This window comes from Cytobacillus sp. S13-E01 (assembly GCF_029193815.1).
Lineage (GTDB): Bacteria > Bacillota > Bacilli > Bacillales > Bacillaceae_L > Bacillus_BV.
In genome coordinates, this window is record NZ_JARFVC010000044.1 from 25322 (window position 1) to 32602 (window position 7281).

The 7281-nt window shown below is 37.9% G+C and carries 11 protein-coding genes; 6 read left to right on the forward strand and 5 right to left on the reverse strand.

The features are described from left to right. Positions 1–43: 43 nt before the first annotated feature. The 5 genes from PY093_RS19190 to PY093_RS19210 all read right to left on the reverse strand — a co-directional run bounded on the left by PY093_RS19190 (position 44) and on the right by PY093_RS19210 (position 2989). Positions 44–283 (reverse strand): hypothetical protein, encoded by a 240-nt coding sequence (locus PY093_RS19190; RefSeq protein WP_275647408.1) that lies wholly within the window; start codon positions 281–283, stop codon positions 44–46. Between the two features lie 28 nt (positions 284–311). Beyond that, positions 312–710, reverse strand: coding sequence for an Hg(II)-responsive transcriptional regulator (merR, locus tag PY093_RS19195; RefSeq protein WP_275647409.1), 399 nt, complete (start codon positions 708–710; stop codon positions 312–314). A 600-nt stretch (positions 711–1310) separates the two neighbouring features. Continuing rightward, positions 1311–2237 carry a hypothetical protein gene (locus PY093_RS19200; RefSeq protein WP_275647410.1) on the reverse strand — a complete coding sequence of 309 codons (927 nt, stop codon included), beginning with the start codon at positions 2235–2237 and terminating at the stop codon, positions 1311–1313. A gap of 64 nt (positions 2238–2301) precedes the next feature. Beyond that, a complete protein-coding gene (locus PY093_RS19205) occupies positions 2302–2574 on the reverse strand; it encodes a thioredoxin family protein (RefSeq protein WP_275647411.1) in 273 nt (90 codons plus the stop codon). A gap of 1 nt (position 2575) precedes the next feature. After that, positions 2576–2989, reverse strand: coding sequence for a MerR family transcriptional regulator (locus PY093_RS19210; protein ID WP_275647412.1), 414 nt, complete (start codon positions 2987–2989; stop codon positions 2576–2578). A gap of 541 nt (positions 2990–3530) precedes the next feature. Between PY093_RS19210 and PY093_RS19215 the strand changes: the two genes are divergently transcribed. The 6 genes from PY093_RS19215 (at position 3531) to PY093_RS19240 (ending at position 7166) form a co-directional block, all read left to right on the forward strand. Further along, positions 3531–3737 carry a hypothetical protein gene (locus PY093_RS19215; protein WP_275647413.1) on the forward strand — a complete coding sequence of 69 codons (207 nt, stop codon included), beginning with the start codon at positions 3531–3533 and terminating at the stop codon, positions 3735–3737. A 14-nt stretch (positions 3738–3751) separates the two neighbouring features. Beyond that, complete coding sequence (locus PY093_RS19220) at positions 3752–3967, forward strand: hypothetical protein (RefSeq protein ID WP_275647414.1); 216 nt, start codon at positions 3752–3754, stop codon at positions 3965–3967. A 109-nt stretch (positions 3968–4076) separates the two neighbouring features. After that, positions 4077–4667 (forward strand): DUF6431 domain-containing protein, encoded by a 591-nt coding sequence (locus PY093_RS19225; protein WP_275647068.1) that lies wholly within the window; start codon positions 4077–4079, stop codon positions 4665–4667. A gap of 144 nt (positions 4668–4811) precedes the next feature. Next, positions 4812–6197, forward strand: coding sequence for a DDE-type integrase/transposase/recombinase (locus PY093_RS19230; RefSeq protein WP_275647034.1), 1386 nt, complete (start codon positions 4812–4814; stop codon positions 6195–6197). Then, complete coding sequence (locus PY093_RS19235; protein WP_275647033.1) at positions 6194–6988, forward strand: ExeA family protein; 795 nt, start codon at positions 6194–6196, stop codon at positions 6986–6988. Before PY093_RS19230 ends, PY093_RS19235 begins: the two co-directional genes overlap by 4 nt. Continuing rightward, positions 6978–7166, forward strand: coding sequence for a hypothetical protein (locus tag PY093_RS19240; protein ID WP_275647032.1), 189 nt, complete (start codon positions 6978–6980; stop codon positions 7164–7166). Before PY093_RS19235 ends, PY093_RS19240 begins: the two co-directional genes overlap by 11 nt. Positions 7167–7281: the final 115 nt, after the last annotated feature.

Sequence of the window (7281 nt, forward strand, 5' to 3'; positions counted from 1 at the left end):
TTTTTTATTTACTCTTTTTTTCTTGATTGATATTTGGACGGCATCAATCACTTTTACAAGAACCACGATTGACCATTTTCCTTATTACCATCCCCATTCCAGCGACCATTAAAAGTCCACCAAAAATCCAAACTTCTTTTCCTGTTAAAAAGGCACCCAAAGTAGTTAACCCGATCGCGCTCAAAATAATGGGTAGTCCACAGCACGCAACAGCCAACACTGGTAATGCTAATATGGCTAACTTTTCCTTTGAACCTTTCTTCCTTGTCTTTATTTTCTCCATTCCGATTCACTCCTCCTAAAATAAGACCTCACCCTTCAAGCAATGTGTCAATGATCGGACAAGAATACAGATTTTCTTCATTTGGGCAGCATGCCTTTAGTTGCTTTAACATCTGCTGGACCTTTTGTAGCTCTTTTATTTGTTTTTGAACGTCTAACGATTTTCGTGATACAAAGTCATACATATCCGAGCACCTTACGTCATCTTGGTCGACAACACCTAACAACTTATGAATCTCATTTAGCGAGAAACCCAGGCTTTGTAGTTGCTTAATGAAGTGAACACGTTTAACACTTTCTTCTGTATATAACCGATAGCCTGATTGGCTATGTTTATTTGGACTTAACAATTGCTGTTTTTCATAATAACGAATGGTCTCTTTATTAACGCCACATTTTTTGGCAAATTCACTAATGCGATAAGACATAGTAACCACCTCTATTGAAAATTATAAACTATGTACTATAGTACATGGTCAAGACTAAAAATATCTTATTATGGGGTGGAGTCCCATTGCCATCAAGCTAAGAAAGATAAAATACCCCCAAAATGAAAATTTTAAGGTTCTTTTGGTGAAAGTAGCTCAGTTTTTTCACTTTGGGGGACATATAGAATGTTAACTTGATGGGTATGGGGTGGAGTCCCGAAAACGCGAATTTCCAACGTTAAGGGATACCCCTTATATTTTTATATGAAGCTTTTAATACTCGTTTTAGTCAATTAAAAAATGAAGCCGATATTCCATAACGTACAGAATATCGGCTATCTGTTAGATTTCGAGTGTTATTGTTGGTTAAGCAACCATATTACGGCATGCATCAATACACGCTTGATATCGTTCGGTGGATACTAAAGATCCTTGAGGTGTCATTTTGTAATCTCCTTTTACCTTAAATTCAAATGTAGTTTCTACTCAATGAATATTTTATACAGGTGGAAAACTCACGTTAAGACTTTTTAAATTGACTTTGTTCTCCAAAGCAAAAATAAATTAAGTAGTCAGTGATTCCTCACTTATTTTATTGATCTAATCCTGTATTTGCATTTCCGTTTTATTTCGCTTCATTTCAACCTTTTTAAACATCAGCACAGAACCAAAGAAAAATACTGAGGCAACAAGGGAACCTATCGGTAGCCTGATGATGATCTCATCAGGGAATACAAATGGAAGCAATGGGAAAGCATACACGGCTGGCATACGAATCCCAACAATCCGCAGTAGGATTATCATTAAAATCATTGCTAATAGCGTGATTAGGATCCATGAATGGATGGCAAAGTACAAAAGTGTTCCCACAGTTGCAGATATTGTCAGTACCAATCCTTGCTTAAACGCCATTTTTCCATTGTACATCGGTTTCTGAAGTACCTCATACACTACAACAAGAATAGGTGGGATCACTGCAAGCTGTGGGTAGCCAGCGACCCAGACCAACCCGATCCAAACGATATTCAGTGCGAAGAACACTATCATATACTTGTACTGAATTTGAACTTTCTTCTCTAATCCCTTATTTAATCCAAATACGAGAACCCCAAGCATTAATAGGATGGTAAAAGTGAAAACCGATATGATAAATGACCATTCAGTTGCATTCATCACCAGTGGTAGCAACCCTGTTGCCATAGAAGGCGCTAAATTCGATTGAATGATACGTAAAAAGAGCATCAATAAAACCAAAGTCAGGATGACTTTCCCAAAATACGCAATAGATAATTGATTGACCGCAAAACCAATCGCAGCAGTTAAAGATGGAGCAAGAAAAATCTTCGATGGCTGCCTAATCCATCCAGCTTCTCGATATACCCACATCGCAATGGCCATAGCTGCCATTTCAGGCAAGATCACTTCGCGATCTTTCAACATCACCGAAACTGCTACCATCGCCAAGATAAAAACGAAAGCGATCACATAAGAAATGATCGTTTCTTTCTTTGATACAAACGTATTCAAGGTTAACTCTCCTTTCTTAATATAAGAAAACAAGGGTGAAATTTTCACCCTTGCATATGGTTCATTATTGACACTGACCTAATCCAGCAGCTTTTAACGCATCAATGTCGATGCCGTTATTGCAGCAATCTACTAATTTTCCATTGATTGCAACAGCTGGCACGGATTTTACCCCATAGGCTTTCGCTTTTGCTTCACATTCAAGTGTGTCACATTTTTTATTTAAATCATAAACCACCACTTCACAATTATCACAAGCTAGGTCCTTTACTTGCTGCACTGCACCTTCGCAAACACGGCAACCTGCGGTAAATACTTCAATTAATCTTTTTGCCATTTTAGTTCTCTCCTTCTGATAATTTTTTCAAAATCGGACATTGGCTTTTTGGAACTCCAGAACCAGGACATTTTTCAACCAAACCCTCTAACAAGAATTTCATTTCGTTTAAATCACGAATCTTCTTTTCGATTTCCTCAATTTTCCCTGATGCAAATTCGAGCATTTCTTCTGAATGAAATTCTTTATCCCCGTTTGATGCAGCTAGGAGATCTTTAATTTCTTCCAACATAAACCCTAGATCCTGAGCTCGCTTGATAAACTCAATGTCTTGAATCACTTCCTGGGGATACATTCTGTATCCAACATCACTTCGAGGAGGTTCTGAAATCAAACCACGCCTTTCATAATACCGAATGGTCTCGATATTCACGTTCGTTGCTTTTGCTACTTGACTTCTAGTTAAACCTTTCATTTCATTCCCTCCTCATTTGTATTATGCACCCTGTACTCGGGTACAGAGTCAATAGTTATTATTATAAAAATTTTTCTTTTTTTTATTAAAGTAACCTTCCACTATAAAATACCTCATTGTTTAGTTGTGGCTATTGTCAAAAAGCATACTTTTTAAACGACGCTATTATATACTTAAATCACGTTTGTAAATGTGGGTAAAATCCAAAATAAACGTTTATAAAAGAAAAGCAATATTTTAAAACAACTTAAGTTGTATTTGAAATTCCATGAATTAATTCCGAGTGTGGCCAGTAGGAATTACCCCTGGCACATTTCAGTTCTATGAACGCTATATGAAAGGTGAAAAATATGAAATTGTGTAATCACGATTCTTTAAACTATGTAGGTATAGATACTTATAGTGAGGCAGATGGGAAAGTAATTTTAAACTATTTTTGTAGAGAGTGTAATACCGGATATGAAGTAGTATATCGACAAATAGAGGTAAGACTCTGTAATGAAGAGTAGACACAAAATACGCAGTAAAGGATGGTTCTGTTTTGGAGAAATATGCATGTAAAGAATGCGGGAATAAACGTTGGTTTTATAGCGAAGTATCTGTTCCAGCGAAAAAACTTATTGATCTAAAAGGTGGTAAAGATAACGGTAAGGTTTATGGGGTAGATAAAGGTGATGTAGATAATCAATTTGAACAGGTCTGCTGTCGGAAATGTGATGAACTTGTTTATGACCCTGAATATAACTAAGGAGGAGTAATTAAATGAAATGCCCCGAATGTAAAGGAGGAGAGTTATCACTCTATAAAGTAACGGAAATGGTTTACAGAACTCCTATAACAAAAAGAAAAACGTTTTCTAAGAGGAAACTTGATAATACAGGAGCAGAGTGTTCGCAGCCATCCTTAATGTCGCTATCTAATGGAAGTTGGTCTTTATTTTTGTCGGATGGTATTAAAAGAAAGAGCCGTCAGCTCTAATGACTATTGTATAATGTCATTAGAGCTGACGGCTCTTAAACTAGAAAAGGAAAAGGTTATTTGTTCCTCTTCGCTTGGCGGCCCAGAGAACAAATAACCTCACACTATGATGACTATTATACTAAAGTGCCCCATTGCTATCAATAAATATAAGAGATTTGTTAAAACTTTTAATGAAGAGGTTTTTTGCCCCTGTTGTGGAAGGAAAACCAGAAAACACGGAAAGTATAAAAAAACGATTCATTTTAAGCATCAATCCTTCCGGATTCCTATCATGCGTAGAAGGTGTCCAGATTGTAATAAAACCTTTTCGTTGATGCCTTGCTTTGCTATCCCGTGGGGAAGGTTTGCCATACATATTTATGAATTTTTAGGAAGATGGTTGATTAGCGGCATTCCCATTAGTCAATTAGCTGAGCTTTTAACGACCTCATCAGTTTCAGTCGTTTCCCTTAAGACACTTTATCGTTGGAAGCGTCGGTTTCAAGAACTATGGGGAAACTGGTGGATTGATCAACGAAAGAAATGGATAGCTGAGTTCGATGGTGAAGAAGGGGTACTGCCCTTATATCGAGAAGGAATAAGCTCTAGCCAAGAGATTCAACTTCTTCTCTCCTTCTTTTTTAATGATGGCGCTATTCCTTGTAAAGGAAGGCTTCTTTCCATGATCAATCTCCGCCAGCCCATTTTCTATCGGTGAAGTCAGGTAAAACGTCGGATTAATTGGTCAATATTTATAAAAATTCCTTTTTCTTGCTCCACAAAATATGTCCCTATCTTAGAAGCTAAAAATCTAGGAAAATGGGGTTGTTTCCTATTTTATGGAATGAGAGGAGAAAAAGAGATGAATGAAACGACGCGAAACGAGGTAGCTGCCTTTCGATTTGGATTAATTGCACCAATCGTTCAACGGCAACTACAGCCTGGGGAGAGGTATGCCCTTTTAAAGGAAGTTGCTAAACAAAGATATACTGTCCCAGGCAGTGAAAAGAATACAGTGAGTATTCGATCATTAGAGAGGTATCTTCAAGCTTACGAGCAGGATGGGTTTGAGGGACTTAAACCTCAATTGAGAGAAAAAAGAGGAAGCTTACAGAATCAAGATCCAGAGGTGCTGAAACGAGCGATTGAGTTACGAAAGGAATTACCTAGTAGAAGTGTTGAACAGGTTATCCGAATACTAGAGTTAGAGGGTATGGTTTCAGTGGGTGTTCTAAAACCTCGCACTCTATCACGATATTTCCAAGAAACGGGCTGGAGTAAAAAAGACATTTACCGTGCGGTAAAGAAGGAATTCCGACATTTTGAACATGATTCACCAAATGATTGCTGGCAAGCAGATACGCAGCACACCCTCTATTTACCCGATCCAAAAAATCCTGATAAGCGAAAAAAGGCCTATCTCATAGCGATTATAGACGATCATAGTAGAAGAATTATGCATGCCGAATTTTTTATGGAAGAAAGATATCCTCGTTTAGAACGTTGTGTTCAAAAAGCTGTTGTAAGATTTGGTGTTCCAAACCTTTTTTTCTGCGATAACGGTTCGGTTTATAGTGCCAAGCAGTTTCAAATTATGTGTGCACGAATGGGTACAAAACTTGTGCACGCAAAGCCATATTCGCCAGAATCAAAAGGAAAAATTGAGAAATATTTCCAATTTGTAGATAGTAGTTTTACAGGAGAAGCGAATTTGTTAATCAATCAAGGAAAACTCACGACATTAAAGCAATTGAACGAATACCTACGGTCTTGGTTAGAAGCATATGATAACCGTATTCATCGCAGTACAAAACAAACGCCTAAGAAACGCTATGAAGCGAAGGAAGAACAAACTCGTCACCTTCCCGCAGAAAGCTTGAAAGAGATTTTCCTTTGGGAAGAGGAACGAACTGTACGAAAAACAGCGATCATCGAATTAGAAGGCAATCAGTATGATGTAGATTCCTCGTTACGTGGAAAACGAATTCAAATTCGCTATAATCCATTCGATTTATCAATGATTCAAGTATGGAAGGATGATGAGCGCTTTGATGACGCTAAGCCTGCGGAACTCCGTAATCAAAGCCACTCCAAATTACCAGAGGATGCGGAAAATGACCACTCTCCTGTAGGTGTTTCTAGTTTCTTGGAACAATTGAAGAGGCACCAGGAAGAAGAAAAACGAAAACAAGTTGGTACAACCAGTTTTGCCAAATTAAAAGAGAAACAATCAAGGGGGAATGAATGATGCTAGACTTTTTCGAAATGAAGGGTGTTCCTTTCACACGTGAGATTTCACCTAAGCATCTATTCAATTCCTCTAGCCAAAGGGAAGCATCTGCACGATTAGAATATGCCGTGCAGAACCGTCAATTTTGTCTTTTAACAGGGGAAGCTGGGATGGGAAAATCAACGGCAATCCGGTCGTTAGTTCATCAATTAGATCCTATTCATTATCATTATCTATATATATGTGACTCTTCCTTGAATCCAAAACTTTTTTACAGAGAAGTTCTGCAGAACTTCGGCATTCAACCTGCCTTTCGTTCAACGGATGTAAAGCGACAGTACCAATCTTTGATGCTTGATCTTTATGAAAATGAGAGAAAGCGTATCGTCATTGTTCTAGATGAGGCACATCACTTTTCTGACTCAATGTTACAGGAACTACGCTTCATTCTCAATTTTAAAGAAGATTCAATGTCCCCTTTATCTCTTATTGTGGTGGGGCAACCAAGTCTAAGAAATCTATTAAGGGTAAAGCAACTTGAAGCAATTGAACAACGAATTCAGATGCGCTACCAAATGAGTGGTCTAACAGAAAAAGAGACGATTGATTATATACGACATCAGTTAAAAGTGGTTGAAACCCCTCATGAAATCTTTTCAGAAGAGGCTATCCAGGCAATTTATAATTTTAGTCAAGGGATTCCACGTAAGATCAATACACTTTGTAGTCAAAGCTTATTGGATGCCTTTATTCAAGGTAATAAGATTGTAGGCGAATCTCATATACATCGGGTGATAAATGAACTGTAGTAGAGGGATTCCCCAGTATTATGAACAGTTGGAGAATGGCATTGCCGAGATGGAAGCAACTATTGAACGATTAAGAACGGAGATACATGAGTTAATCAAAATGAAAAATGCATTATATCACTTGAATGGTTTTCTTGAAAAAGAGTCGAAAGAAAAAATCGGGAACTTTCCGTTTTAATCTTCGACAACCAAATTGTCCATTGTAAATGCCAGTGGTGTTGAGGGTGACCGTTAGTCAGTTGCCCCGTCACTGCCGCTGGCAATAAAACCGCCATCGAAGGTGGCTGCGGACA

Bases quoted from the DNA above. Each gene is read 5' to 3' on its own strand.
- PY093_RS19205 (WP_275647411.1), bottom strand. From the start codon at position 2,574: ATGGCAAAAAGATTAATTGAAGTATTTACCGCAGGTTGCCGTGTTTGC.
- merR (WP_275647409.1), bottom strand. From the start codon at position 710: ATGTCTTATCGCATTAGTGAATTTGCCAAAAAATGTGGCGTTAATAAA.
- PY093_RS19210 (WP_275647412.1), bottom strand. From the start codon at position 2,989: ATGAAAGGTTTAACTAGAAGTCAAGTAGCAAAAGCAACGAACGTGAAT.
- PY093_RS19225 (WP_275647068.1), top strand. From the start codon at position 4,077: ATGACTATTATACTAAAGTGCCCCATTGCTATCAATAAATATAAGAGA.
- PY093_RS19235 (WP_275647033.1), top strand. From the start codon at position 6,194: ATGATGCTAGACTTTTTCGAAATGAAGGGTGTTCCTTTCACACGTGAG.
- PY093_RS19230 (WP_275647034.1), top strand. From the start codon at position 4,812: ATGAATGAAACGACGCGAAACGAGGTAGCTGCCTTTCGATTTGGATTA.
- PY093_RS19240 (WP_275647032.1), top strand. From the start codon at position 6,978: ATGAACTGTAGTAGAGGGATTCCCCAGTATTATGAACAGTTGGAGAAT.
- PY093_RS19220 (WP_275647414.1), top strand. From the start codon at position 3,752: ATGAAATGCCCCGAATGTAAAGGAGGAGAGTTATCACTCTATAAAGTA.
- PY093_RS19190 (WP_275647408.1), bottom strand. From the start codon at position 283: ATGGAGAAAATAAAGACAAGGAAGAAAGGTTCAAAGGAAAAGTTAGCC.